At 67.2% G+C, this 24,812-nt stretch carries 29 protein-coding genes, 2 tRNA genes and 1 pseudogene; 12 read left to right on the top strand and 20 right to left on the bottom strand.

From position 1 onward, the window contains the following. Window positions 1–5: 5 nt before the first annotated feature. Complete coding sequence (locus ACFY3D_RS15135) at window positions 6–3,443, top strand: DEAD/DEAH box helicase family protein (RefSeq protein ID WP_389979618.1); 3,438 nt, start codon at window positions 6–8, stop codon at window positions 3,441–3,443. A 147-nt stretch (window positions 3,444–3,590) separates the two neighbouring features. Here the strand turns inward: ACFY3D_RS15135 and ACFY3D_RS15130 are convergent, their stop codons facing one another. From ACFY3D_RS15130 to ACFY3D_RS15120, 3 genes are all read right to left on the bottom strand, one after another. Continuing rightward, on the bottom strand, window positions 3,591–3,839 hold the full coding sequence (locus ACFY3D_RS15130; protein WP_389979615.1) for a hypothetical protein: 249 nt from the start codon (window positions 3,837–3,839) through the stop codon (window positions 3,591–3,593). A 232-nt stretch (window positions 3,840–4,071) separates the two neighbouring features. Continuing rightward, entirely contained in the window at window positions 4,072–4,686 is a 615-nt protein-coding gene (locus ACFY3D_RS15125; RefSeq protein ID WP_389979612.1) for a hypothetical protein, read from the bottom strand. Window positions 4,687–5,040: 354 nt separating this feature from the next. Then, window positions 5,041–5,116, bottom strand: a tRNA-Arg gene (locus ACFY3D_RS15120). A gap of 1,290 nt (window positions 5,117–6,406) precedes the next feature. On the opposite strand from ACFY3D_RS15120, the gene ACFY3D_RS15115 reads away from it, so the two are divergent. Then, window positions 6,407–7,486 carry a D-alanyl-D-alanine carboxypeptidase family protein gene (locus ACFY3D_RS15115; RefSeq protein ID WP_389979609.1) on the top strand — a complete coding sequence of 360 codons (1,080 nt, stop codon included), beginning with the start codon at window positions 6,407–6,409 and terminating at the stop codon, window positions 7,484–7,486. Between the two features lie 37 nt (window positions 7,487–7,523). On the opposite strand, the gene ACFY3D_RS15110 is transcribed toward ACFY3D_RS15115, so the two are convergent. The 4 genes from ACFY3D_RS15110 to ACFY3D_RS15095 form a co-directional block, all read right to left on the bottom strand. After that, window positions 7,524–7,724 (bottom strand): DUF397 domain-containing protein, encoded by a 201-nt coding sequence (locus tag ACFY3D_RS15110; RefSeq protein WP_389979606.1) that lies wholly within the window; start codon window positions 7,722–7,724, stop codon window positions 7,524–7,526. 24 nt (window positions 7,725–7,748) lie between these two features. Beyond that, on the bottom strand, window positions 7,749–7,946 hold the full coding sequence (locus tag ACFY3D_RS15105) for a DUF397 domain-containing protein (protein ID WP_389979604.1): 198 nt from the start codon (window positions 7,944–7,946) through the stop codon (window positions 7,749–7,751). A 19-nt stretch (window positions 7,947–7,965) separates the two neighbouring features. After that, window positions 7,966–8,814 carry a helix-turn-helix domain-containing protein gene (locus tag ACFY3D_RS15100; RefSeq protein ID WP_389980045.1) on the bottom strand — a complete coding sequence of 283 codons (849 nt, stop codon included), beginning with the start codon at window positions 8,812–8,814 and terminating at the stop codon, window positions 7,966–7,968. Between the two features lie 140 nt (window positions 8,815–8,954). After that, window positions 8,955–9,218: a GntR family transcriptional regulator gene (locus ACFY3D_RS15095; RefSeq protein WP_389979601.1), complete on the bottom strand. Its 264-nt coding sequence runs from the start codon at window positions 9,216–9,218 to the stop codon at window positions 8,955–8,957. 918 nt (window positions 9,219–10,136) lie between these two features. Here ACFY3D_RS15095 and ACFY3D_RS15090 point away from each other — a divergent pair. Beyond that, a complete protein-coding gene (locus ACFY3D_RS15090) occupies window positions 10,137–10,376 on the top strand; it encodes a hypothetical protein (protein ID WP_389979598.1) in 240 nt (79 codons plus the stop codon). After that, entirely contained in the window at window positions 10,373–10,693 is a 321-nt protein-coding gene (locus ACFY3D_RS15085) for a hypothetical protein (protein WP_389979594.1), read from the top strand. Before ACFY3D_RS15090 ends, ACFY3D_RS15085 begins: the two co-directional genes overlap by 4 nt. A 198-nt stretch (window positions 10,694–10,891) precedes the next feature. Here the strand turns inward: ACFY3D_RS15085 and ACFY3D_RS15080 are convergent, their stop codons facing one another. Both ACFY3D_RS15080 and ACFY3D_RS15075 read right to left on the bottom strand, forming a co-directional pair. Continuing rightward, window positions 10,892–11,497 (bottom strand): RcpC/CpaB family pilus assembly protein, encoded by a 606-nt coding sequence (locus tag ACFY3D_RS15080; RefSeq protein ID WP_389979591.1) that lies wholly within the window; start codon window positions 11,495–11,497, stop codon window positions 10,892–10,894. Window positions 11,498–11,657: 160 nt separating this feature from the next. After that, entirely contained in the window at window positions 11,658–12,470 is an 813-nt protein-coding gene (locus ACFY3D_RS15075; RefSeq protein ID WP_389979588.1) for an S-methyl-5'-thioadenosine phosphorylase, read from the bottom strand. Window positions 12,471–12,593: 123 nt separating this feature from the next. On the opposite strand from ACFY3D_RS15075, the gene ACFY3D_RS15070 reads away from it, so the two are divergent. After that, complete coding sequence (locus tag ACFY3D_RS15070; RefSeq protein WP_389980054.1) at window positions 12,594–12,866, top strand: hypothetical protein; 273 nt, start codon at window positions 12,594–12,596, stop codon at window positions 12,864–12,866. A gap of 14 nt (window positions 12,867–12,880) precedes the next feature. Here the strand turns inward: ACFY3D_RS15070 and ACFY3D_RS15065 are convergent. The 3 genes and pseudogenes from ACFY3D_RS15065 to ACFY3D_RS15055 form a co-directional block, all read right to left on the bottom strand. Further along, window positions 12,881–13,021 (bottom strand): annotated as a pseudogene (locus ACFY3D_RS15065) (FmdB family zinc ribbon protein); the annotation flags it as partial. A 172-nt stretch (window positions 13,022–13,193) separates the two neighbouring features. Beyond that, on the bottom strand, window positions 13,194–14,699 hold the full coding sequence (locus ACFY3D_RS15060; RefSeq protein ID WP_389979585.1) for a potassium/proton antiporter: 1,506 nt from the start codon (window positions 14,697–14,699) through the stop codon (window positions 13,194–13,196). 186 nt (window positions 14,700–14,885) lie between these two features. Then, window positions 14,886–15,527 (bottom strand): 5-formyltetrahydrofolate cyclo-ligase, encoded by a 642-nt coding sequence (locus tag ACFY3D_RS15055; RefSeq protein WP_389979582.1) that lies wholly within the window; start codon window positions 15,525–15,527, stop codon window positions 14,886–14,888. 25 nt (window positions 15,528–15,552) lie between these two features. Between ACFY3D_RS15055 and galU the strand changes: the two genes are divergently transcribed. From galU to ACFY3D_RS15020, 7 genes are all read left to right on the top strand, one after another. Next, window positions 15,553–16,452 (top strand): UTP--glucose-1-phosphate uridylyltransferase GalU, encoded by a 900-nt coding sequence (gene galU, locus ACFY3D_RS15050; RefSeq protein ID WP_389979579.1) that lies wholly within the window; start codon window positions 15,553–15,555, stop codon window positions 16,450–16,452. A gap of 5 nt (window positions 16,453–16,457) precedes the next feature. Continuing rightward, window positions 16,458–17,645 (top strand): gephyrin-like molybdotransferase Glp, encoded by a 1,188-nt coding sequence (gene glp / locus ACFY3D_RS15045; RefSeq protein ID WP_389979576.1) that lies wholly within the window; start codon window positions 16,458–16,460, stop codon window positions 17,643–17,645. Window positions 17,646–17,745: 100 nt separating this feature from the next. Next, window positions 17,746–18,216, top strand: a complete 471-nt coding sequence (gene moaC, locus ACFY3D_RS15040) for a cyclic pyranopterin monophosphate synthase MoaC (protein ID WP_362903563.1) — start codon at window positions 17,746–17,748, stop codon at window positions 18,214–18,216. Between the two features lie 245 nt (window positions 18,217–18,461). Next, the gene (locus tag ACFY3D_RS15035) at window positions 18,462–18,935 is read left to right on the top strand and encodes a MogA/MoaB family molybdenum cofactor biosynthesis protein (protein ID WP_350945523.1); all 474 of its coding nucleotides are present in this window, start codon (window positions 18,462–18,464) and stop codon (window positions 18,933–18,935) included. A 47-nt stretch (window positions 18,936–18,982) separates the two neighbouring features. Further along, entirely contained in the window at window positions 18,983–19,636 is a 654-nt protein-coding gene (locus ACFY3D_RS15030) for a GNAT family protein (RefSeq protein ID WP_350945798.1), read from the top strand. 124 nt (window positions 19,637–19,760) lie between these two features. Beyond that, complete coding sequence (locus ACFY3D_RS15025) at window positions 19,761–20,552, top strand: hypothetical protein (protein ID WP_389979572.1); 792 nt, start codon at window positions 19,761–19,763, stop codon at window positions 20,550–20,552. Between the two features lie 57 nt (window positions 20,553–20,609). Continuing rightward, window positions 20,610–20,683, top strand: a tRNA-Ala gene (locus ACFY3D_RS15020). 76 nt (window positions 20,684–20,759) lie between these two features. Here the strand turns inward: ACFY3D_RS15020 and ACFY3D_RS15015 are convergent. From ACFY3D_RS15015 to ACFY3D_RS14980, 8 genes are all read right to left on the bottom strand, one after another. Then, window positions 20,760–21,152: a ribonuclease E inhibitor RraB gene (locus ACFY3D_RS15015; RefSeq protein WP_389979569.1), complete on the bottom strand. Its 393-nt coding sequence runs from the start codon at window positions 21,150–21,152 to the stop codon at window positions 20,760–20,762. A 40-nt stretch (window positions 21,153–21,192) separates the two neighbouring features. Further along, window positions 21,193–22,323: a tyrosine recombinase XerC gene (gene xerC / locus ACFY3D_RS15010; protein WP_389979566.1), complete on the bottom strand. Its 1,131-nt coding sequence runs from the start codon at window positions 22,321–22,323 to the stop codon at window positions 21,193–21,195. Continuing rightward, window positions 22,323–22,526, bottom strand: a complete 204-nt coding sequence (locus ACFY3D_RS15005) for a helix-turn-helix domain-containing protein (protein WP_389778955.1) — start codon at window positions 22,524–22,526, stop codon at window positions 22,323–22,325. The genes xerC and ACFY3D_RS15005 overlap by 1 nt, the downstream gene beginning before the upstream one ends. After that, entirely contained in the window at window positions 22,516–23,898 is a 1,383-nt protein-coding gene (locus ACFY3D_RS15000; RefSeq protein ID WP_389979563.1) for a replication initiator, read from the bottom strand. The genes ACFY3D_RS15005 and ACFY3D_RS15000 overlap by 11 nt, the downstream gene beginning before the upstream one ends. Continuing rightward, a complete protein-coding gene (locus tag ACFY3D_RS14995) occupies window positions 23,895–24,026 on the bottom strand; it encodes a hypothetical protein (RefSeq protein WP_389979560.1) in 132 nt (43 codons plus the stop codon). Before ACFY3D_RS14995 ends, ACFY3D_RS15000 begins: the two co-directional genes overlap by 4 nt. Window positions 24,027–24,115: 89 nt before the next feature. Continuing rightward, a complete protein-coding gene (locus ACFY3D_RS14990; protein WP_389979557.1) occupies window positions 24,116–24,241 on the bottom strand; it encodes a hypothetical protein in 126 nt (41 codons plus the stop codon). Beyond that, the gene (locus tag ACFY3D_RS14985) at window positions 24,238–24,396 is read right to left on the bottom strand and encodes a hypothetical protein (RefSeq protein ID WP_389979554.1); all 159 of its coding nucleotides are present in this window, start codon (window positions 24,394–24,396) and stop codon (window positions 24,238–24,240) included. The genes ACFY3D_RS14990 and ACFY3D_RS14985 overlap by 4 nt, the downstream gene beginning before the upstream one ends. Next, window positions 24,393–24,806: a hypothetical protein gene (locus ACFY3D_RS14980; protein ID WP_389979551.1), complete on the bottom strand. Its 414-nt coding sequence runs from the start codon at window positions 24,804–24,806 to the stop codon at window positions 24,393–24,395. The genes ACFY3D_RS14985 and ACFY3D_RS14980 overlap by 4 nt, the downstream gene beginning before the upstream one ends. Window positions 24,807–24,812 lie beyond the last annotated feature (6 nt).

Raw genomic sequence — 24,812 nt, 5'->3', positions numbered from 1 at the left:
TCCCGGTGGGCAACTTCGCGTTCCTTCAGTCTGAATGGCCTAATCTGCACGAAGAAGCGAGTCGTGCGGAGCGGCTTGCAGTAGCAGATCCCCGTGTCTCGTGCTTCTACGCTAGGCGAACGCTGGAACTGGCGGTCAACTGGCTTTATAGGGCCGACGCCACGCTGAACCTGCCCTACCGCGATGACCTTTCAGCGTTGATCGCCGAGCCGACCATGGTGAATCTCGTTGGCCCGGCGATCCGCATGAAAATGGACCTCATCCGACGTCAGGGCAATACGGCCGTGCATCGGCACGGTCCGGTTCCCGCCTCGGATGCAATCCGCATCGTGAGCGAGTTGTTCCATGTCATGTACTGGATCGCCCGCCGGTATACCCAGAACCAGGGCGTGCCGCCCGCAACCGGTTCGACCTTCGACCAGACGCTGATTCCCAAGCCGCTCCCCACCGAGGTCCGCCAGAAGAAGCAGGCCGAGATCGAGGCCATGGCGGAGGAGTTCGCCAGGCAGCAGGCCGAACTGGCCAAGGAGCGTCGAAAGAACCAGGATCTGGACGCCGAGGTGGCCCAGCTTCAGGCCGAGATCAAGAAGGCCAAGGCCGCCAACACCGCAGTGCCAGACACCCATGACTACAACGAGGCCGACACCCGGGAACTGCTCATCGACCTGCTGCTGAAGGAGGCGGGTTGGCCGCTTGACAAGCCGGAAGATCGAGAGTTCCCGGTGACTGGAATGCCCAACCCTAGCGGGAAGGGCAAAGTTGACTACGTCCTGTGGGACGACAACGGCAAGCCGCTGGGACTGGTTGAGGCCAAGCGCACCACCAGCGACGCCACGGCGGGCCAGCACCAGGCCAAGGCTTACGCCGGCTGCTTAGAGGATAAGTACGGCCAGCGGCCAGTGATCTTCTACACCAACGGCTACGAGACCCACATCTGGGACGACCTGAAGTATCCGCCACGCAAGATTCTGGGCTTCTATACCAAAGACGAGCTCCGCACCCTGATCCATCGCCGGAACAGCCGTCGCCCGCTGGCTACTGAGGCGGTCAACGAGGAAATCGCTGGCCGTCACTACCAGAGCCGGGCGATCCGCCGCATTGACGATTCCTTCGAGAAGGATTATCTGCGGCAGGCACTGTTGGTGATGGCAACTGGCTCGGGCAAGACTCGGACGGTGATCGCGCTCGTCGACCAGCTGATCCGAGCCAACTGGGTGAAGCGGGTGCTATTCCTGGCCGACCGGCAGGCGCTGGTCACCCAGGCCACCAACGCGTTCAAGCAGCACCTGCCCGGGGTGCCGACGGTGAATCTGCTGAACGAGAAGAACACTGAGGGCCGGGTCTATGTCTCGACATACCCGACCATGATGGGGCTCATCAACGAGACCAGTAACGGCCTGCGCAGATTCGGACCCGGCTACTTTGATCTCGTCGTCATCGACGAGGCGCACAGGTCGGTGTACCAGAAGTACGGCATGATCTTTGACTACTTTGACTCGCTGCTGGTTGGGCTCACTGCTACCCCGAGAGAGGAGATCGACCGCAACACCTACCGGTTGTTCAACCTGGAAGATGGGGTGCCCACCGATGTTTACGGCCTGGATGAGGCTGTGACCGAGGGGTATCTCGTTGCTCCGCGTGGGGTGGACGTGCCGCTGAAGTTCCTGCGCAAGGGCATCAAGTACGACGACCTGTCGGAAGAGGAGAAGGAAGCGTGGGACGCGGCAGACTGGGATGAGAACGACGACGTCCCCAGCGAGATCAGCGCCGACGAGTTAAACAAGTTCCTGTTCAACAAGGACACCATCGACAAGACCCTTGAGACGCTGATGACTTACGGGGCCAAGGTCGAAGGTGGGGACCGGCTCGGCAAGACGATTATTTTTGCCCGGAACAACAACCACGCCGAGTTCATCGTCCAGCGTTTCGACACGCTGTTCCCCGAATATCGCGGCGAGTTCGCGCAAGTCATCACGCACAAGAAGGTCCTCGCCCAGGACCTCATCGACAAGTTCTCCGACAAGAGCAAGGCCCCGCACATCGCGATCTCAGTAGACATGCTCGACACCGGCATCGACATTCCCGAGGTTGTCAACCTGGTCTTCGCCAAGATGGTGCGGTCCAAGACGAAGTTCTGGCAGATGATCGGGCGCGGCACCCGCCTTTGCCCCGACTTGTTCGGTCCGAACCAGGATAAGAGTGGCTTCCTCGTCTTCGACCTATGCCAGAACTTCGAGTTCTTCAACCAGGACCTTGCTCCCGCCGAGGGAAGGCTTCAACCCTCTCTCAGCGAACGGCTGTTCAAGCATCGTATGGACCTGCTGCTCAACCTGGACCAGCAGAACCTAGACTTGACACCCCCGGCTGAGAAGATGCCCGCCGAGACGAAGACCGTGGCAGATCTGCGCTGGAGTCTGGCCGAGCGGCTGCAGATCGAGGTAGCGAGCATGAACCCGGCCAACGTCGAGGTCCGCCGTCACCTGCGCGAGGTCGAGACCTATAGAGAGCCGGCCAACTGGCAGAAGATCACCTCGGAGAAGCATACGGAGATCACCCAAGCGCTCGCGTCCCTTCCCACGGAGTTCCGTGAGGACGAGAACAGCCAAGAGGCCAAGCGCTTCGACCTCCTAGCGCTGCGGCTCCAGCTGGCCCAGGTGGAGGCCGATGCGAGCTATCTGCGGCTCCGCATCCAGGTTCAGGAGATCGCCTCGGCGCTGCTCGATCCCACCACACTGACCATCCCCGCAGTCCGGCAGCAGCAGGAACTCCTTGAGGACCTCACCATCGACTCGTGGTGGGAGGACGTGACGCTGCCCATGCTGGAGTCGATGCGGCGACGTCTGCGTGGGCTGGCCAAGCTCATCCCCAAGGTGAAACGCGGCATCGTGTACACCGACTTTCAGGACGAACTCGGTGAACTGGGTATGACCGAGATCAAGGGTGTCGTGCTGGGCACGGACAAGTCACGGTTCGAGTCCAAGGTGCGCACCTACCTGCGCAGCCACGAGAACGAGCTGGCAGTGCAGAAGCTCCGCCGCAACCAGCAGATCACTACCGTCGACCTTGAAGAGCTGGAGCAGATCTTCATCGTGAACGGCTTCGGCACCGAGGCCGATATCGAGCAGGCCAAGATTGAGTACGACGGCCTAGGCGTGTTCCTCCGCTCACTCACAGGCCTGGACCGCGAAGCCGTATCCAGGGCGTTCGACCAGTTCCAGGCCGGCCAGAACCTCACCGCCAACCAACTCCACTTCCTCCGCCTCCTGATCGACTACCTGGCCAAGAACGGCATCATGGAGGTCGAAGCCCTTTACGAATCGCCATTTACTGCCCTCGCTCCTCGCGGCCCCGAGGACCTGTTTCCCGAAGCCAGTGTCGACGCCATCGTCTCGGTATTGCAAGGCGTACGTGCGACAGCCATACCGGAAGAACATGCCGCGTGACGCTGGTGATCCTAACTGGTCATGCTCTTGCTTAATAATCTAGGAAACGACAAGACCGTGAAATGGATCAGCTGACAGGACAGGGAGACTCGATTAAGCGCCGCACGTCACAAGCTGAGGTGCTGGTAGCCAGACGGACGGTGCCGGTCAGCCCGGCGCGGGACAGGACGCTGGGTCGTATCCGCTGATGGATCGGGTGATCGCCGCTATGGAGGTGACTCCGCCGAGTACGGCGAGTAGGGTCAGGGCCAGGAGCGGGCCGAGCCGGTAGCGGCGGTTGCGCGGGTCGGGCAGGGTGTCCAGGACCTCGGCCAGTGCGGGCAGATCGGTCCATGGGTGGGATGTTGCGGCGTGCTCGGAGTGGCGAGCGAGCACGCCGATCGGGGATGATGGCACGCGAACGCGGCCCCTGTTCTTGATCGACTGGCTAGACACCGACGATCATCAGGGGTCGCGTTTGTCATCTACGCATCGGGGTGCCCTCGACCACCAGTCCGGGTACAGGGTCGCAACCATCTCACCAACCGAGAACGCCTCCGCCTTGTCTGACGGGGATCCTCATTAGCGGAAGAGTGTTGTCCACTCTGTAAGTGGAATTTTAAGGTGGTTGCAGGAGCCGTGCTCGCAGCTACTTCCTTCGGGAAACGGACTGCACAGGTCGGATGACGGCAAGGTATTTGGGGATCATGGTCGCGGCATCCCCGCAGACGTTGCCCAGCTTCTGTCCGAGGAACTGCGCGTCGTCATCGGAGATCTCCAGGAGAGGGCGGCGAAGTCGGTTGGACCATCTGCCACTTCGCTTGTCGGGGAAGGCGTCGAGATGTGGAACGAGTGGCACCAGCTCGACGCCCGTAAGGTACGGCGCGAGCGTCTCGATGCTGAGCTCGCAGCCCCGTGTGAAGTCACGGCCTGCGATCGTGACAGGCTCGTCGTAGGCGACGACGCTCGTGGTGACCTTCGCAAGGCCGACAATACGCGTGCGGTCCCGCGTCGGGTTGTGCCAGCAGCCTCGGGTGGTGACGATGAACAGATTGTCCCCTACCTTGAGCTTAGCTACTTCGCGCCGACTCGTCGGAGGGAAAGCCATCCGCGACTCGCGCAGCACCCACGCCACGGCCTCACGTTCACCGAGAATCAGCAGGTACGAGCTCACGATTGTCACCGTATCGAAGCCCGAGAGTGCATTGGCGTCGACAGCCTGGGCGAGGCCCATCGGCTGGATCTTTCCGAGCTGGTTGTCCACCGTCCCGTTGGTGACGATTACCCCTGCTAACGCTCGCTGCCCGGCCGTTCGACCTGCGGCACGCCGCCTGTCCCTGTAGCTGAATGCCAAGGTTCGGGCAACCCGAAGTGGCTGAGCGGGTCGGGCACAGCGTCGACGTGTTCTTAAGGGGCTATGCCAAGTGCATCGAGGGCCAGCGGCCTCGTGCCAATCGGCAGATCTCTGATGCTCGACCTGGGGAAATATCTTCAAGATCGTCCCCCGCATGTCCTGCGATCATTGGTTCACGGCTGCCTACAGTGGCATCCGGCCGCACGTGATCAATAAGAGGGGAACACGCTAAACCCTGGTCAAAGGGCTAACGGCTAGTCAAGATGGTGCCCCCGGCATGATTCGAACATGCGACACCCGCTTTAGGAGAGCGGTGCTCTATCCCCTGAGCTACGGAGGCAGGGGCTCCTAGTAAGAGTAGCGAAAGTAGCGAGTGGTTGCGCGCCCGAAGGGGGAGTTAGGGGCGGACGCCGGGTTATCGGTTCGCTGGCCTGGAGTAATAAGGGGGGCAAGTGGGCGGGTGTGCGGCGTTGGGTGAGGTTAGCGTCACGGTCTGTGATCGACAGGCGACGGAAGCGCATTCGCGGGCATCGAGCCCTGCGACCGGTGGTGCTGTGCGGTGCGATGCTGGCGCCCGCGCTTCTGGCCGGGGGGTTGCTGGTGGCCGAGCTCACCGGGTACGAGGCCGCTGTCCAGAGGGCTGACGCCGGTGCGGAGCCTGAGGGGTCTGAAGGGCCTGGGGAGGCCGACGAGAGCGGGAGGGGCGGCGGAGTCCGGGAGGCCGAACGGGTGAGAGAAGCCGAGCGGTTCGGAGAGACGACGGGAGCCGGGGAGGGCCGGAGAGCCGAGGAGGCTGAAGAGGGCGAGGAAACCGAGAGGCTTGACGACGGCGAGGCCCTTTGGGTGGGGGACGGGGGGCGCCGGGGGTTCCGAGAAGGCGGGGGAGCCTGGAGAGGCACGGCGTCTCGGCTGAGGGCCGGAGAGCCTGTGGAATCGCCGGACGACGAGCCACAGGATGAGCCGCAAGGAACCGCGGGGACACCGGCAGAAGCGGAAACACCGGCGGGGGCGGGAACGCCGACAGAAGTGGAGACACCGCGAGAAGCAGGGACGCTCCGGGAAGCGGAGAGGCCGCGAGAGGCGCGAGCACCGGAAGAAGTGGTGGCCGTGGTGCCGGTCGTGGTCGGGTCCGTACGGAGTCGGGTGTTCGGGCCGAGGCTGATGCCTCCGCCGTTGCGGCCGGAGCGGGTGTACGGGGGATGGATGCCCGTCGCGGCGAAATCAAGGGTGCGCGACACGGATTCGGACGAGGCCGGTTGGCAAAATAACCCGAGCGGGACCGATGGTGCGAGCGAGGCGGAGGTGGTCGTTCCCATCACACCTCGCCCGCAAGCCTCCAGAGGCCCACGGAAGCTGGCATCTCCACCCCCTGCGGCACCTGAGTCTCGGGTGCGTCGTACGTCGCCACTCGCGCGGCCTGAGCCCCGCGACGAGTGTTCGGCGGAGTGGAAGGGGACGTGGCTCTGGGGGGTCTGTAAGAAGCACGCGCGGCAAGAAGCCTGACTTGTCCGGTCCCAAAAAGGGGTGTTCGGCGCATAACGGCTGTGGAGAGCTGGCCCGTTCACTTGGTCAGCTGTAGTAGCGTGCGTGCCTGACCCAGGTCACGAGTTCGCAAACGGAGGGGTCGAACGTGCCACCTCGTCGATCAGCGGGTCTGATCGCCGTCGTCGCGACGCTGACGTCCCTCCTGCCGGGATCCGCTGTCGCGCAGCGAGCGCCTGCGGAGGTTCAGACCGTCGTCGCCGCGGATCCGGTGAACCTCACAGAGCTGCGTCGTGAGGCGGAGAAGGCCGCGAAGGATCTGGAGGCCGCGACCAAGGCCCTGGAGCAGCGGCGGACCCAGATCCGCAACTCGGAGAAGGAGCTCTCCGCCAAGCTGCGGGAGCTGCAGGTGGCCGAGCGGGCCTTCGCCCAGGTACGGCAGCCGCTGTCGGACCTCGTCGGGATCCTCTATCAGCAGCCCTCCGGTGGGGACCTGGCCGGCTTCTTATCCGGCGAGTCCAACGCCGACACCCTGCGCGCGATGGCCGGCCTCACCCAGATCGTCGCCGAGCGCGACCGCATCCTTGAGGACAGCAGCCGTCTGCAGTTGGAACGGGAGCGCCTGGCGGGTGAGGCGCAAGAACTCAGGGCGGGCAACCTCCTCGCGGAGGCCCAGATGGGCGCCGAGATCGGAACGCTCAGGGCGCGCTCGCAGAAGATCGTGCAGTCCCTCACCAAGGCCCTGGTGAAACTGGGCGTCAAGATCGACAAGAAGGGGCGTCCGGCTGCCGGGTGCGACCCGACCAGGGCGACCTCGATGAGCGAGTTTCCCAACGGGCTGATTCCGCAGGCGTACCTCTGCCCGCTCCAACAGAGCGGCAACCAGCTGCGAGGGGACGCCGCACTCGCGTTCATCAGCCTTAACGAGGCGTACAAGCGGCAGTTCGGCAAGCCGATGTGCGTGACCGACAGCTACCGGAGTCTGGCCGAGCAGCAGTCGGTCTACTACCGCCGCCCTGGCCTGGCAGCGGTCCCCGGCCGCAGCAACCACGGCCTGGGACTCGCCGTCGACCTCTGCGGGGGCGTCGAACGCTTCCGCTCAGCCGAGTTCAACTGGCTGGAGGCGAACGGCAAGAAGTACGGCTGGATCCACCCCAAGTGGGCCTACGTCAGCCCCTTCGAGCCTTGGCACTGGGAGTACGACCCCGAAATCGGTTCCCTGCTGTAAGGGCCTCACGGTTTCGCGGACACTGTCCCTGATCAGGTCAGATCTTTCCGGTGCAGATGCTGCTCAAGAAGTCGTCCCAGGCTGCGGGAGAGAAGGTGAGCGCCGGGCCGGAGGGGTCTTTGCTGTCGCGGACGGCGACGAGGCCCGGCAGGTTGGTGGCCACCTCGACACAGTTGTTGTTGGCTCCACTGAGGCTGGAGGTGCGGAACTCAGCGCCGGACAGATCAAGGGAAGTCATGGTTGCTCCTCGTCGCGGGGCAGGTCAGAGCGTTCCGTTGCGGATGCCGGCCAAGAAGTCGTTCCAGGCTGTAGGGGAGAAGGTGAGCGTCGGGCCGGAGGGGTCTTTGCTGTCGCGGACGGCGACGAGGCCCGGCAGGTTGGTGGCTACCTCGACGCAGCCGTTACCGCCGTCGCTGAGAGTGGATTTGCGCCACGCGAGGGTAGCTGCCAGGTCCGGCATATCAGCATCCTCCGTACGTTCAGGGTGCGGTCGCGATGATATGGAGAAAAGTGTGGGAATCATCGGGGTTAAGCGCCATCGCGGATAGATGGTTAAAAACCTGGTGGTACTGGTGCACCTCGGTATCTGCTTCGATGTAGATGCTACTCGCCAGTGCCTCGATGTAAACAACGTCTGGATGAGGGTGGGGGAAGTTAAGGATCGCGAAGGGGCCGACAACGGCGGGATGTGCCCCGGCATCGTACGGTAGGACCTGAATTGTCAAATGCGGTTGCTGAGCCTGGGTAATTAGGTGGGCGCATTGCTCACTCATCACTTTGGGGTCGCCCATTACGCGGCGGAGCGCGGCCTCGTCGATGATCGAATGGATGCGCAAGGGATCGGGCTTGCCCAGGGCGGCTTGGCGGGTCATCCGGACTTCGACGCGCCGATCGATCTCCTCGGCCGGTTCCTCAGACATCATCGTCGCCGTAATGACGGCTCGTGCGTAATCCTCGGTCTGGAGTAGCCCGTGTACGAGCTGCATGCTGTAACACCTGATCGCGGCGGCGTCGGACTCCAGGCCGATGTAGCCCGCGTAGTCGGACGGTAGGTCGCCGTAGACGTCCCACCACCCCTGATCACGGGCTGATGCCTGCAGAGTGATCAAGCCTTGGCGTACCTTCCCTGACACCTCGTAGGCGTCCAGGAGAGCGATCAGGTCGGCGGCCTTCACGCGGGATGTGCAGTGTTCGATACGGCTGATCTTGGATGGCTGCCACCCGACTCGTCGCGCCGCCTGTTCCCCGGTAAGTCCTTGGAGTTCACGAAGTCTGCGTAACTCTGTCGCCAGTCGGCGTTGCCGTACCGTCGGACCCGAGCCAGCCATCATGATCCAGTCTTCCGCGAAAAATAGAAGTTTCTAAAATTCTTTCGGAAATCCTAGCGTCTCGTTGTCGTCCGGGGAGATGATGCCTGCGACATGGTAATCGCGCGATGGCTGGAGGGTTGTTGATGCTCCCCGTATCGTCACTCTTCCGGGCTATGTGCGTTATGTCGCCATTCACTCTGAGGGCGTACGTACGTTCCTTTGCCCGGAATGGTGCGAATCAGGGATTCATCTTTCATAATGCGCAGGACCTTCTGGATCGTTGTCCTGGCGACACCGAACTCCTGCTCCAGCTGAGTAAGGCTAGGAATGACGGATCTTTCCCGATATTCACCATTTTCTATGCGCGTCCGAAGGGTGCTGTAGAGCTGCTCCCAGATTGTGCGATCTTCGTCCCACTCCATGATCCGTACCGTAGAGGGCTGCACTTTGCCCTACTTAACCCGCTCAGGCTCTACCCTGCTCAACTGTGGTGCACCAGGGTACAGCCTGGTGCACATCCAACTCGTGCCCGGTAAAACGAACCCGTCCGGCGCTGCAACGACCGGACGGGTCCTTGATCAGGAAGTGAGTCCTGACCCGTGAACAACCCTAGTGCTCCGGTGCTCGACCGGAGTGTGGTGAGCGGCTGCGGCTGTTTCGCCGATGCGCCGCCGTTGCCGATGGGGTGTGCCGCCTGCGGGCACGCTCCCTACGCGCACAGTTGCCCCGGCCGGCCCGCCGATCACGAGTACGCGCAGCCCTCGGGCGCCTTGATGGACATTCGCCTGGAGGCCCGTCGTACGGGGAACCGCTCCATGCCCTGCTTCGAGCCGCTCGCACCCGCATCCCCTGTCGAGGTGATTCTCTCGGTGCCCGCCCAGCGGCCCGCAGAGCAGGATCAGGTCCAGGCCGAGGTTCAAGCCGAGGTCCGGGCTGCGGAGGACATCGCCCCGGTGACCGTTCAGCGTCTTTCCCGACTTCACGAGTCCTGTCCAACCGGCCGACTCCGGCCAGGCGCCAGGCGGCCTCGCGTGCCCCACCTGAACGTGTCTCACTCGGACGCGCCTCACGCGAACGTGCCTCACCGGAACGCGTTCTGCTCGAACGCACCACACCCGAACGCGACCCGCCCAACCCGGACACCCCGGCCCCTCACCCCTGAGCGCCACCTCGGGCGAACGACCGCCCGCACCCCGTGCCGCGCGGCGCTCACCCCGTCTCCGTACCGGCCGCCCGGCCCGTACGGTTCACCCCTCCGTGTTCTCGCCCGTTCCACAAAGCGGGCCCGTCCACCGCTACCAACGTCCGGACGGGCCCTTGATCGGATGGAGGTCCAATCAATGAACGATGGTAGGTCCAGCGCCCCCGAACCGGCCATCCCCGGCTGGCGGCTGATCCTCAGCGACGCCGGGCGGCTGTGGGCCAGTCGCGAGGAGCCCTTCTCGTCGATCGCGTTCCACGCCGGAGCCGAAAGGACCGTCGACGCCGACACCCTCGACGCTCTCCAGGCCGAGACCGAACGGCAGGAGAACATCGCGAGGAAGGCCCAGAAGCAGGCCGAAGGATGGGGGATCTCGTGATCCGCCGCCTTCCGAGCAGGCGGGCCTCCGCTCGCGGGCGTCACCGTGACGGCGTGGTCGCCGTCGCCGTCCCCCACTACACCTGGGACCACCAGGCGCGCGCGGAGGCGGCACTGCTGCAGGTCACCTGGCCGGGCTGGGCCGTGCTGTACGGCACCGGCAGCCGCCTCTTCCACGCCATCGCCACCTGGCCCACCCCGGAACCGCTGCTGCTCTGCGACCGGACCGTCGAGGGCCTGAAGTCCCAGATGCGCGAGGCCGAGATGACCGCGATCGTCCAGCGTTGGACGATCACCGAGACGACCGACCGTCCCTGAGCGGGTACGGCGGCCGTGGCCGGGATAGGCCCCGGCCGCCGTACCCTCGTCGCTCGCGGTACGGTCCACCCCAGCCGATCGCGCCGGAGCGGCGTCGTCGGGAGAGTTCGTCCCGTGCGGGAGGCGGTCGTGATGGAGGGCCGTCGGGAAGCCTCCCCCGCGCGGTAGGCGGCCATGGTGAAGTCCCGTAGGGAGACCTCATCCCGTGCGGGGGCCGATCGTGATGGAGATTCGCCCGCCGGCCTGGGCGGAGGCGAGTTCGGTGGCCTGGGCCGGCGTGGTGGCCAGCACGACGAGCGCGCCCCGCTCCGACTCCCCGGCCGGGGTGGCGAGGACCGTGACGTCCTCGGCCACGACGGTCGCCGGGGCGGTGCCCTCCCACGCCGAGGTCGCGGCGAGCACGTCCACCGTGTCACCCGGCGAGAGCAGGCGCGCGGTCTCGGGGTCGGCGACCCGTACGGGAGTGGCGACCGTTCCCCGGCCGTGGGCGGCGAGCAGGCCGGGGCCGAGCAGGCGGACGTCGGTCAGCGGCTCCCCTCGCCTCGCGGGACCCGTCAGGACCTTTCCCGCGAACGGCGTGCCGGGCCTCAGGGCGCCGTCGGGGACCGTACCGGGTCTCAGCGGAGCCGGTATCAGGTCGGCCGTCCCCAGCACGCCTCCGGACAGATCCCTCGCGGCGACCAGGACGGTCACCGAGGCGGTGTCCTGGCGCAGCGCGAGGATGGCGCAGCCCATCGCCGAAGCGGCGACGACGGTCGCGATGAGACGGTGACGACGGCCGAGGAAGCGGCGCAGAGCGCGCATGGCTGACTCCAGGGTGGGGAGTCGGGCGGCGCGGTGCCCGCGATGGGTGGTGGGATCACTCCGCCAAGTGACGGAGTGGCGGTGGACCAAGGCCAGGCCCCCGCGGCCCGGCGCGACTACGGCCCGGCCGCCACGGCACAGCACGGCCGCCACGGCATGGTCAGCCGGGGAGCTCGAAGGGGAGCTTGAGGCCGTCCAGGACGTTGGGACACGGGCAGGTGCGTTTTTCCGGGAGTGCGGCCACGACGTCGCCGATGAGGGAGCGCATGCGGCCGACGTTGGTGGCGAAGAAGGAGAGGACCTCCTCGTGGGTGACTCCTTCGCCCGCCTCGACCCCGGCGTCGTGGTCGGTGACGAGGGAGAGCGTAGTGTAGCAGAGGGCGAGCTCACGGGCGAGGATCGCCTCGGGGAAGCCGGTCATGCCGACGATCGACCAGCCGTTGCCGCTGAACCAGCGGGACTCGGCGCGGGTCGAGAAGCGCGGGCCCTCGATGACGACGAGGGTGCCGCCGTCGACGGTCTCCCAGCCCTCGGTGGAACGCGCGGTGGAGATGGCCGCCGCACGGCCCAGAGGGCAGTAGGGGTCGGCGAAGGAGACGTGGACGACGCCGCCCGCGTCGTAGTAGGTCTGCGGGCGGCCGATGGTGCGGTCGACGAGCTGGTCGGGAACGACCAGGGCGCCGGGACCGATCTCGGCGCGCAGCGAGCCGACCGCGCTGGGGGCGAGGACCTGGCGGACGCCGAGGGAACGCAGCGCCCACAGATTCGCCCGGTAGGGGATGCGGTGGGGTGGGAAGCGGTGGTCGCGACCGTGGCGGGGCACGAAGGCGACCGAACGCCCTCCGATGCGGCCGACGGTGACGACGTCGCTGGGCGGGCCGTACGGCGTGGTGATCTCGACTTCTGTGGCGTCGTCGAGCAGGGAGTAGAAACCAGAGCCGCCGATGACCCCGATGTCCGCGCGAGTGACCATGAAGCTGAGGCTAGCGCCACGAACCGACCACTGAGGACCCCCGATGACGGCCTGTGGATAACCGAGTTCGCCGGGTAATCATCGGGGGTTGAAGAGGCTGAGGGGGTTGGGGGCGGGGAGGGGGTGAAGGAGCTGGGGACGGGGGCAAGAGGGCTGGGAAACGGCTCCGGGCGCGCGGCTCAGGAGGCCGCGGCGGCCGTGCTGCTCGCGGCCTTCGCGGGCTTGGAGTCCGACGAGGTCGAGGAGCTCGACGACGAGGACGACGAAGAAGACGAGGACGAGCTCGACGAGTCGGAGGACTTCGAGGCGCCGGAGTCCGAGGAGCCCGAGGCGCTCGACGAGCCGTTCGCGGAGGTCACGGTGCTCGACGACGACGATCGGCTGTCGGTCCGGTAGAAGCCCGAGCCCTTGAAGACGATGCCGACCGCGGAGAACACCTTGCGCAGGTCGCCCGCGCAGCTCGGGCACTCGGTGAGAGCATCGTCGGAGAACCTCTGGACGATTTCGAACTGGTCGTTACAAGCGGTGCAGGCGTACTGGTAGGTGGGCACGCTCTCCTCCTCGTGTGATCCGCGCCGATTGGCACTCTAGTGGCGCGACTGCTAATGGTATGCAGCTGACAAGCTTAAACGCGAGTCGGAGTCCTCGCATTCCGTAGCCGGATTCCGATCGGATGAGGCCGTGGCGAGGGTGAATCCCCTGCTCAGAGGGCCAGCGAGGGCGTCACGTCCCCTTCTCGCCGTACCATCCGGCGAGCTTGCCCCTGCGGCTGATCGCGCGCATCCGGCGCTCGACCACGTCACGGCAGGCGGCCGTGGCCACGACGAGGAGCTGATCGTCGACCCTGATCCTCGTGGAGTCGGCGGGGACGAACGAACGGCCTTCCCGTACGATCAACGTCACCTGGGCGTCCCTGGGCAGCCGCAACTCGAAGATCTCCACGCCGTGCAGCTTGGACGTCGGCGGCACCTTGACCTGGAGCAGGTCGGCGTTGAGCTCCTCCAGCGGCGCCGACTCGATCTCCAGGTCACGGGCCTCCTCCGGCCTGGTCAGCTTGAGGAGTTTCGCCACGAACGGCAGCGTCGGCCCCTGCAGCAGGGTGTAGACGATGACGATCACGAAGACCTCGTTGAACATGAACTTGGCGGTGCCCTCGGGAACGGAGTCGGACGCCCACGGGATGGTCGCGAGCACGATGGGCACCGCGCCGCGCAACCCGGCCCATGACAGGAACGCCTGCTCCCGCCAGCCGAGCCGGTCGATGCGGAGCAGCCGGGTCAGCAGCGAGGAGACGATGATCGACGCGGGGCGGGCCACCGCGACCAGGATCAGCCCCGCCACCAGGCCGGGTACGAGCGAGGACGGCATCTCGGAAGGGCTGGCCAGCATCCCGAGCATCACGAACAGGCCGATCTGCGCGAGCCAGGCCACGCCCTCGGCGAAGCCCCGCGAGGCCGCGCGGTGCGGCATCTGCGAGTTGCCCATGACCAGCGTCGCGAGGTAGATCGCGAGGAAGCCGCTGCCGTGGAGCAGCACGGCTCCCGCGTAGGCGACGAACGCGAGCGCGAGCACCGCGATGGGGTACAGGCCGGAGATGGGCAGCGCGATGCGGCGCAGCGCGTACGCGCCGAGCGGGGCGACCGCGAGGCCGACGGCGGCGCCCACCGCCAGCTCGAAGAGCACGTCGAACAGCGCCACTCCCAGGCTGGGAGAGGCGGCGGTGCTCAGCAGCATGACGGCGATCACCGTGGGGGCGTCGTTGAAGCCGGACTCGGCCTCCAGGATGCCCGCGAGGCGCGGCGGCAGGGGCAGGCGGCGCAGTACGGAGAAGACGGCGGCGGCGTCGGTGGAGGCGAGGATCGCGCCGAGCAGGAACGCGCTCCGCCAGTCCATGTCGAGGATGAGATGCACCGGGACCGCGACGGCCACGATGCTCACCCCCACGCCGACGGTGGCGAGCACCAGGGAGGTGGGGATGGCGTTCTTGACGTGGCTCCAGGTGGTGGTGAGACCGCCTTCGGCCAGGATGATCGCGAGCGCGATCAGGCCTATCTCCTGCGCGAGTTGCGGGTTCTCGAGCTGCAGCCCGAACCCGACCTCGCCGACGATCAGCCCGAAGCCGAGGAAGATGAGGAGGCTGGGCAGTCCGCTGCGATGGGCGACGCGCACCGCGACGATGGCCGCGATGACGATCCCGGCGCCGAGAAGCAGCCAGACGTCCAGTCCCATCTGGCCCCCTCTCTCACTCCGGGGACCATTGTGTCGCATTCGCAAAGGCCGTCACGACCAGGTGACGGACGCCTCCCGGCGCGTTCCGGGGCCTTCGACCCCGTACCCGGCGGGGGTTTCGCAGGTCGATCCCATCGGGGCACCTCGCCCGGGCTTCTGACGGAGTCCGGGCGGCTGAGTGATAGGTCACACTCCGGCGGCGGCGGTCCTGAAGATCCCCGAGGGGGTCACGGCGTAGCGGACCGGGACGTCGTGGGGCTCGGCGGGCACCCCCTTGAAAGCGCCGTCGAAAGCGCTGTCGAGAGCGTCGTCGAAACCGCTGTCGCGAGCACCGCCGAGCAACTCGCCCTCGTGGAGCAGCGCCACCGTCGGCACGTTCGGGCCGACCCTGGCCAGTGCGCGGTCGTAGGAGCCTCCGCCCCTGCCCAGCCGTACGCCGGTGGAGACGTCCACCGCGAGCGCGGGCACGATCACCAGGGCCGCGGTCCTGACGGCATCGACCCCGCGCCTGGTGTCGACCGGTTCCATGATCCCGAAACGGCCGGGGGCGAGGGTGTCCGGGCCGTCGTACACCGCCCAGTCGAGATCGTCGTCGTCGCGGAGCACGGGCAGGATCACGGTCGCGCCGTGTTTCCACAGGGCGAAGACGAGCCCGTGCGTCGCGGGCTCTGTCCCGATCGACCAGTAGCACGCGACCAGCCCGGCCATCTGGACCCAGGGACGGTCCAGCAGGGACTCCCTGATCTGGACGGAGGCCGCATGCCGCTGCTCGTCGGACATCGAGGCGCGTGCCCCCTCGATTGTGGTACGCAGCGTCTGCTTGTCCACAGGTCCCTCCACTATGGTTTTGGTTATGGCCGACTTCGAAGCTGTGACGAAAGCCGTCGTTCCCGCAGCGGGTATGGGCACCCGTTTTCTCCCGGCGACCAAGGCGACGCCCAAGGAGATGTTGCCCATCGTCGACAAGCCCGCGATCCAGTATGTCGTCGAGGAGGCCGTCTCCGCCGGACTGCTCGACGTCCTCATGGTCACCGGGAAGAACAAGCGTTCCATCGAGGATCACTTCGACCGGGCCCACGAGCTCGAGGAGATCCTGGAGGCCAAGGGAGACGACGAGCGACTCTCCCAGGTGAGAGAGCCCGCCGACCTGGCCATCCTCCACTACGTACGGCAGGGCAAGCCACGCGGCCTCGGCCACGCGGTCCTGTGCGCCAAGCAGCACGTGGGCGACCACCCCTTCGCCTGCCTGCTCGGCGACGACCTCATCGACCCCCGAGACGAACTCCTCAAGCGCATGATCGAGGTGCGCGGCACGTACGGCGGCAGCGTGATCGCACTCATGGAGGTCCCCCAGGAGCAGGCCTCCCTGTACGGCTGCGCGGCCATCGAACCCACCGGCGAGGACGACGTGGTCAGGGTGACCGACCTGGTGGAGAAGCCCCCGGCGGACGAGGCGCCGTCCAACTGGGCCATCATCGGCCGGTACGTGATCGACCCGGCCGTCTTCGAGGTCCTGGAGAACACCCCGCCGGGACGCGGCAACGAGATCCAGCTCACCGACGCCCTGCGGACTCTCGCCGGGCGCGGCAACGACCAGGGCGGCCCGGTGCACGGCGTGCTGTTCAGGGGCCGCCGCTACGACACCGGTAACAAGATCGACTACCTGCGTACGGTGGTGCAGTTCGCCGCCGAACGCCCGGACCTGGCGCCGGAGTTCATGCCCTGGCTCAAGGAGTTCCTGGCCTCGCGATGAGCTCCATGAAATCAGTCGACGACCACCTTTCCGACATCCTGGGCACCGTGCGGGTGCTCGCCCCGCTGGAGTTGGAGCTGGAACGGGCACAGGGCACCACGCTGGCCGAAGAGGTCACGGCCCCGATCCCGTTGCCCCCCTTCGACAACTCCGCGATGGACGGCTACGCCGTGCGGGCCGAGGACGTCGCGGACGCCCCGGTGACGCTCCCGGTGATCGACGACATCGCGGCCGGAGACGGCCGAGTGCAGGCCATCGGCCCCGGCATGGTCATGCGGATCATGACCGGGGCCCCGATGCCCGCCGGGGCCGACGCGGTGATCCCGGTCGAGTGGACCGACGGCGGCACCGCGCAGGTCACGATCAGCCGCCCCGCCGAGAAGGGCAACGCCGTCCGCAGGTCCGGGGAGGACGTGCGGGCGGGCGACGTCGTCCTGCCCGAGGGCACTCCGATCGGGCCCGCCCAGCTCGGGGTGCTCGCCGGTGTCGGCCGCCGCAGGGTTCTCGTACGACCACGCCCGAGGGTGGTCGTGATCTCCACGGGGGCCGAGCTGGTCGAGCCCGGACTGCCGCTGGGAGACGGCCAGATCTGGGAGTCCAACAGCTTCACCCTCGTCGCCGCCGTCCGCGAGGCGGGCGGCGAGGGCTACCGGGCGGGGATCGTCGGCGACGACGCCGCCGGCTTCCTCGACCAGCTCGACGCGCAACTCCTGCGGGCCGACCTCGTGATCACCAGCGGCGGCGTCTCGATGGGGGCGTACGAGCCCGTCAAGGAGGCGCTCGGCCCGCTCGGCACGGTCCGTTTCGAACGGGTCGCGATGCAGCCGGGCATGCCCCAGGGCTTCGGCGTGGTCGGCGAGGACCAAATACCGATCTTCGCGCTGCCCGGTAACCCGGTCTCGTCGTTCGTGTCGTTCATGTTGTTCGTCCGGCCCGCGCTGCGCAAGATGAACGGCCTGCCCGACGAGCCCACGCCGACCGTACGGGCGGTCACCACGAGCCCGATCCGCTCACCCGCCGGCAGGCGCTCCTACCTGCGGGGCGTGCTCGGCCGCGACGGCACGGTCGGCCCGGTGCGCGGGCAGGGTTCCCACCAGCTCGCCGCCCTCGCCTCGGCCAACGCGCTGATCGTGGTGCCTGAGGACGTCACCGAGCTCCCCGAGGGCGCGGACGTGGAGGTCATCCCCCTGTGAACGAGCGGGAGCGGAGCCTTTGGACGAGCAGGACCGTGGAGGTCACCTCTTCCCGAACGAGCGGGAGCGGAGCCTACGAACGAGCGGGGAGCGGAGCGAAGTGACCGGATTCACCCACATCGACGAGACCGGCGCGGCGCGCATGGTGGACGTCTCGGCCAAGGACGTCTCCGTTCGTACGGCGACCGCGACCGGCAGGGTGTTGCTCTCCGCCGAGGCCGTGGCGCTGCTGCGGTCGGGCGAGGTTCCCAAGGGCGACGCGCTCGGCACCGCGCGGATCGCCGGGATCATGGGCGCCAAGCGGACCCCCGACCTGATCCCGCTCTGCCACCCCATCGCGCTGCACGGGGTGAAGGTCGAGCTGACCGTGGCCGACGACGGCGTGGAGATCATGGCGCGGGTCAAGACCGCCGACCGTACCGGCGTCGAGATGGAGGCGCTGACCGCGGTCTCCGTCGCCGCGCTCGCCCTGATCGACATGGTGAAGGCGGTCGACCCGGCGGCCGTGATCACCGATGTCCGCGTCGAGGAGAAGACCGGCGGCAAGACGGGGATCTGGACCCGCCCCTGAGGCGCCGACGCCCTGGCGTTCTGGCTGGGAGGTGCCGTCCCGTCCCGGCGTGCGCGTCCCCGCGCCGCGCGGCCGGCCCCCGAGTGCGCGGCGCGAGGACGCGCGGCCGGACTCCGAATGCGGCGCGAGGACGCGCAGCCGAACCACGAAGCCCCGATCCGCGAGGCCGGGTCCGTCAACGGGTCTCCACCCAAGAGCGGACCTCCGAGAAGACCGGGTCTCACCGGTCCTGGAAGGATGAGCCCATGAGAGCTCTGGTGATCACCGCGTCCAACCGGGCCGCCGCGGGGACGTACGAGGACACCTCGGGGAAGCTGCTCGCCGAACTGCTCACGGCGGCCGGATGCGACGTGGACGGCCCGAGGGTGGTCCCCGACGGCGATCCGGTCGAGGCGGCGCTGCGCTCGGGGGTCGCCGAGGGGTACGACGTGATCGTCACCACCGGCGGCACCGGTCTGACCCCCGCGGACCTCACCCCGGAGATGACCCGGCGGGTGATCGAGAGGGAGGTCCCGGGCATCGCCGAGGCCATCCGCCACGTCAACCGGGACAAGGTGCCCACCTCGATCCTGTCCCGTGGACTCGCCGGGCAGGCCGGCGGCACGTTGATCGTCAATCTGCCGGGCTCCTCGGGAGGGGTACGCGACGGTATGGGGGTGCTGTCTCCCGTGCTCAGGCACGCCGTGGACCAGATCAGGGGCGGAGATCACCCCCGCTGACCCGTCTGCCCGGCTCACATGGCACGACGGGCACTCTTGGGGGGATGATGGAGGGCGTGGATCGACTTCGTGGCTGGCCGGTGACCCTGACGGAAGGCCCGGTAGGACTTCGGCCGCTGCGACTGCGGGACGTACGCGTCTGGCGGGAGTCGCGGCTGCGCAACGCGAACTGGCTTCGCCCCTGGGAGCCGAGCAACCCGGAAACCCCCCTCTTCAAGACCGGTCTCGGTCCTTACGTCTCCATGGCCGGAACCCTGCGCAGGGAGGCCAGGCAAGGGCTCGCGCTGCCGTGGGTCGTCACCTACGAGGGCGCCTTCGCCGGACAGCTCACGGTGGGCGCCATCGTCTGGGGTTCGGCCAGATCGGCCCAGATCGGCTACTGGGTGGACGGCGCGCTCGCCGGTCGCGGGATCATCCCCACCGCGGTCGCGCTGGCCGTCGACCACTGCTTCTTCACCACCGGGCTACACCGCGTCGAGGCCAATATCCGCCCAGAAAATCACGCAAGCCGCAGAGTGGTTGAAAAGCTAGGTTTTAGGGAAGAAGGGGTCAGACGTCGACACTTGCATATTGATGGCGCCTGGCGCGACCACATCTGTTACGCGCTCACGGTCGAAGACGCGCCAAGAGGGCTGCTCGTACGGTGGCGACGGGACCGTGAGGCAGCCGCCCACGGCGGCACTCCCCACGAAGAGGTTTGAAGATCTCGCGACACACCGCATCGAATGCTCGTCAAATAGTGACACGCGGTCTTACGGTGCGTGACATGAGCAGATTGAGGACGCCGGGAGACCACCCCTGTCCTCACGCTGCCCGGAGGTGGTCGTGAGCAGCGGTGTCGTCCTCTATCTGGCCATTGTCGTCATGTGGCTGTGCGTGCTCGTGCCCATGTGGCTGCACCGCGACCGCAACACCCTCCCCGAGACCCACAAGGACGCCGAGCCGTACGCCTACGACGAGCGGGTGATCGACGAGGACTCCGCCGAGACCCTCGCCGAGCCCCTGCCCGTCCCCTCCGCCGACCCGTCCTCCCCGCCTCCTTCGTCCTTGGAGGGGGATGACGCCGCGTCGTCCGGTGCCGAGGAGGTGCGTGGCGCCGAGGAAGCCCCTGCGGGGGTCCAGGCGGCGTCGGAGCCCGCGGTCTCCGGGACCTCCGCAGCCTCCGGGGGTGCGGCGACGCCCGCCGGATCCTCGGCAGGTAAGCCCGCGACCGGCAGGGCCGCCACCGGTGGCGTTCTCTCCGAGCGTCGCCGTGCGGAGCTTCGCCGCAGAGGCAAGCAGGTGGCCAAGCGCAGGCGCCTCACGCTCTGGTGCGTGCTGCTCCTGCTCGCCTCCGTGGTGACGGCCGCCGTCCAGGTCATCCCCTGGTGGGGCGTGGCGCCCTCAGTGGTGCTCCTGGGGATCTACATGGCCATTCTCAGGGTCACGGTCCAGATCGACGCCGAGCGGCGCGTAGCCATCGCTCAGGCCCACGCGGAACGTGCCAAGCGCGCCCGCCGCCGCGCCGCCCTGCTGGAGGCCCAGCGCCCCGTGGCCGAGATCATCGACCTCGCCGCGCTCCGCGACGAGCTCTTCGACCAGTACGCGGAGACACCCCGCCGAGCGGTCGGCGACTGACCCGCGCTCCGGATGGCGCGAGTGCCCTTGGAAGTTTGCTAATCTAGTCCACGTCTTGGGGATGTAGCGCAGTCCGGTAGCGCACTTCGTTCGCATCGAAGGGGTCAGGGGTTCGAATCCCCTCATCTCCACCCAGGTCAGAGGCCGCTTCCGAGAGATCGGGAGCGGCCTTCTGCGTTGCTGAGTGACCAACTGAGTGACTACGCCTCACGGGGTGGCTGCGGCTCCCCAACCGTCGTACTCGGCGTGATATCGAGCCGCAAGGTCGTCGAACAGGTTGCCCGTCTCCCGCACGAAGTCAGGCGAGATCACTGCGGTCGTCTCACAGGTCACCGGCCAGCTGTCCGGATGCTCCGGGGAGGGCTTCCCGATCTCGGGACGCAAGCCGTAGCCGGCGCCGTTGGCCTCCTTGGCGATGCTCTGAGCGGCATCGAGGGTCGGGGCGTACAAGTAGAAGTCCACATGACGAGGCTGCTCAAGATCAGCTCCTGCCTTGGTGAGCTGATGCATCACCATCAGGTCCTTGTACTTGATCCCAAGCTCTGGTGACCGCTCTTCCAGATCAACTTGCTCATGCTTCTTTCTCCGGAACGGCCACATGCGACATCCTTCGTAATCTTGTTCGGATTGGCGATCATAGTCAGTCCGGGAAAAGCTGGTCCATGGCCTCAGCTCCTTCCAGGAGCATCGGGCGGAGCTGCTTGCGGTAGACCGTCTCTGTCACCGAGGTGTTGCGGTGGCCGACCAGGCGGGAGATGTTCTCCAGCGGTACTCCGGAGTCCGACAGCAGCGAGACGAAGCTGTGCCGCATCTCCCGGGGTGTCCACTCCTTCTCGTTCAGACCGGCCTTCTTGAGCACCGCCCGGAACGAGCGCCGGACGTTGTGCGCGTCGAGCTCCGTGCCGACCTTGGACGCGAACACAAGGTTGTTCTCTTGCCAGTCGTCACCGGCCGCCCGCTTGGCCACCTCCTGACGCTCACGGTGGAACTTGAGCGCGTCGGCGCAGCGCTTCGGTATGGCCAGTGTTCGCCGGGACTTGCGGGTCTTGGTGTCGCCGCCCTCCCGCACCGACCGCCAGACCATGATGGAGGGCGGGGTGCCGTCGAGGTCGACGTGTGACCAGGTGAGCGCCCGCAGTTCTTCCGTACGAGCTCCGAGCAGCAGCGAGAGCACGATGTAGGCGTGCAGCGCCGTACCCTCGGACGCCTTGAGCACGGCTTCCGCCTGGTCGAGGGTGAGCGACTTGGAGGGACGTCCCTCCGTTCCCCTGGGGATCTCGCAGAGCAGCGCGACGTTCCGTTTCACCTTGTCCCGAGCCTGGGCGCGAGAGATGGCCCGGACGAGGATCGAGCGCAGTTCGCGGAGGGTCCGCGTGCTCAGCTCCTTCGCCTTGTCGGCCAGCCAGCGGTCAACGTCGTCCGCCGTGAGGTCGACGAGCTTCCGCGCGCCCAGGCCAGGGATGATGTGCTTGTTCGCGAGAATCGAGCACTTGTCCACTGTTGCGGCCCCTCGGCCGCTGAGCCCAAACTCCAGCCAGTTTCGTACGGCGTCGGCCACGGTGTAGCCGGTCGAGGAAACGAGGAGTCCATCTTCATAGTCGCGGATGATCTCCTTGAGCTTCTTCATGGCCGCGGTCTTGGTTCTGCCGCTGGCCTTCTTCACGATCCGCTTGCCCGCCGGGGTGTAGCCGACCGTCACCGAAGCGATCCAGCGTTGCCGTGTCTCGTCCCAGTGCAGCCCGCCGTCCCCGCGGCTACGTCGTTCGGTCATTAGACGGCCTCCTGCTCCAGGAGCGCGATGTACTCGCGGATGGCGGACGCTGGGATGAGCCGGGTACGGCCCTCCTTGACCGAGCGCAGTCGCCCCGAGCGCATCAGCTCGTAGAGCACACTGCGGCTCAGCCCAAGCCGTCGCATGGCGTCGGACACCCGGTAGAGCCGGGCCTCGGTGGTTGAGATCAGGTCAGCGGCCAATGGTTCCTCCCTGGTGTGAGAGCGACGAGGCGAGAGCGGATTCCCCGGCCGTGTAGCCCTGTCCGGCGTACCTCCAGTTGGCGAGGACGAGCGTGGCGGCGGGGTCGTACGGCAGCCGCTCAAGGTCGCGTGCTTGGCGGTACTCCAGGCGGACGCGACGCAGGGCGGTCATGGTGGTGGAGTAGGCCCGGCTCTTGGTCGAGAAGTGGCCGCGAAAGCCGAGCATGTGCGCCCACTGCCGGAGCCGGAGCGGCGCGAGGTGGGGATAAGCCTCGGTGTCGCCGAGGAGCCATGCCGTACGGATCAGCCGGGCGGCGTGCTCGGTGACGCCCTGGTGTTCGAGTCGGGCGAGGTCGGACCGTTTCACCCGCCGGTCGAGGGTGCCGGAGGTCTCGGCGGCCTTCGTGGCGTACTTGGCGACGTAGCCGGCCACCGCCGCCTCGGGGAGAGTGGACCCGTCCGGGCCGGTCGACTCGATGCGCCGCACGTCGACTGTTCCCCAGCGCAGCTCTTGCGGGTCTTCGCCGTCCAGGCTGGGGCCGTCGAGACGTACGGCCTTCGCCGCGGACTCGATGGTCTCGGAGAGCAGTTCGACGGTGGCCCAGGCCGGTGGTGCGTCGATCTCGCCTTCTGAAGCGCGACCGTCAAGGCGGACCACGGCGTGGAAGTGGACGATTCCGCGCGCCTGGTACTCGGCGACCTTGGCGAAGGACAGTCGGACCTGTTGGCTGAACTCGGCACGGGTCAGTCCGGCCGCCATGCCCAGGTGTCGCCGGAGGTAGATCCCGAAGCGATGCCACAGCGCGCTCGCGTGGGCGTTCCACAGGACGTGGCCGGTGTATTTGTAGGTGCCGGGGTCGAGAGGTTGGCCGATGCGCCGGTCACCGGAGACATGCCGCCCGAAGCAGGCCGGGCCGTTACGGCGAGGGTGGCAGATGTCGGCCTGGCCATGCTTGTCGGGACCACGGTGGACCGGGCCGAAGCTCGGGGCCGTGAGGGTGGCCAGAACACGCGGATGCGTGCTCACCGTGGCCGGTACACCCTTGTCCCCGCCGAGCAGGCCCGCCCGGATCAGGTGGAAGGTGTCGGCCCGGTAGGTCTCGGCGCAGGCCGGGCAGCGGGAAGCCCGCCGGTTGCCGCAGCGAACGAGCAACTGCCCGTGAGGCTCGCCCCGAGTCGAATAACTGTGCAGGATCTCCCCGGTGGTCGAGTCGAGCGTGGACACCTCGCCGGTCAGGCGGATCGGGTCGGAGCAGCCGCGCAGCCGCTCGACCTGGTGAAGCCAGCGGGTCAGATCCCGGCCGGAGTGCTGAGCCAGGTCCCGGATGACCGGGCCGATGAGGTCACCGATGTGGGTGGGCTGTTCGGTCACTCGTCCTCCTTTCCGGTGTCCTCGAAACCGGGGCCGTCGTCGGTGGTCGTTCGGTTGCTGTGGCGATGGGTGAAACGGACGCGGATGGAGTCGCGGCAGTCGCGATCCGCGCGAGGCTGGTGGCGCATACTGGTGGTTCCTTTGCAAGTGAGCGGAGGGAACGCCCCACGGAGCGGCGGGCTGCCAGGCTTGAGCCGCCCCGTGGTGGCGTTGTCGTTCAGGTATCGATGCCGGTGCCGTCGCAGCCGAGGCAGATGACCGCGACCTGATAGGGGCTGGTGTCGCTGTCGTCGTTGACCAGGCCGGTGCCGTTGCAGGTGCCGCAGGCGTAGGCGTGGATCACGGCAGGTCTTCTCCTTTTTCGGATTCCTCGGTACGGGTGCAGGGGCAAGGCGCGTCGTCGGTGGTGTCGAGGCGGTCGCAGCCGACCGAGTCGCCGTCGATCTCGCAGCCGTAGCGGGCGCAGCATCGGCAGAAGGGGCACACCAGCCGGGTCATGGCGCGTCCCGTTCGGCGACGGCCCAGGCGGACCGGTCACCACCGGCATGCCGTACGGCGGCCAGGACGTACGCGAGATTGATGGTGTCCAGGCGGGTGATGGCCGGGCCGAGGTCGACCGGGTGGCCCGCGGCGATGCTGAGCGCGATGCGCAGGACAGCCGCCTCGGAGTTGGAGCAGGGGAGCAGACCGTTGCACAGTGCCGCGTAGAGGGTGTCCCAGGAGATGACCGCGAGCGGGATCCGGCTGTAGCCGGCCGGGGCGTACTCCACCGCCATGCGGAGGAAGTCGCTCCGGTACAGCCAGGCGCCGTGGTGGATCAGCAGCTCCACGGCGGCCTCCATGGCGTAGGAGCCGCGGGCCCAGGCGCGAGCCGCCTCCATCAGGTGTGGAAGGTCGGGCAGGGTCATGACGGG

The organism is Streptosporangium sp. NPDC000509 (assembly GCF_042898365.1).
GTDB lineage: Bacteria > Actinomycetota > Actinomycetes > Streptosporangiales > Streptosporangiaceae > Streptosporangium.
This window is presented reverse-complemented; position numbering and strand designations above follow the sequence as displayed.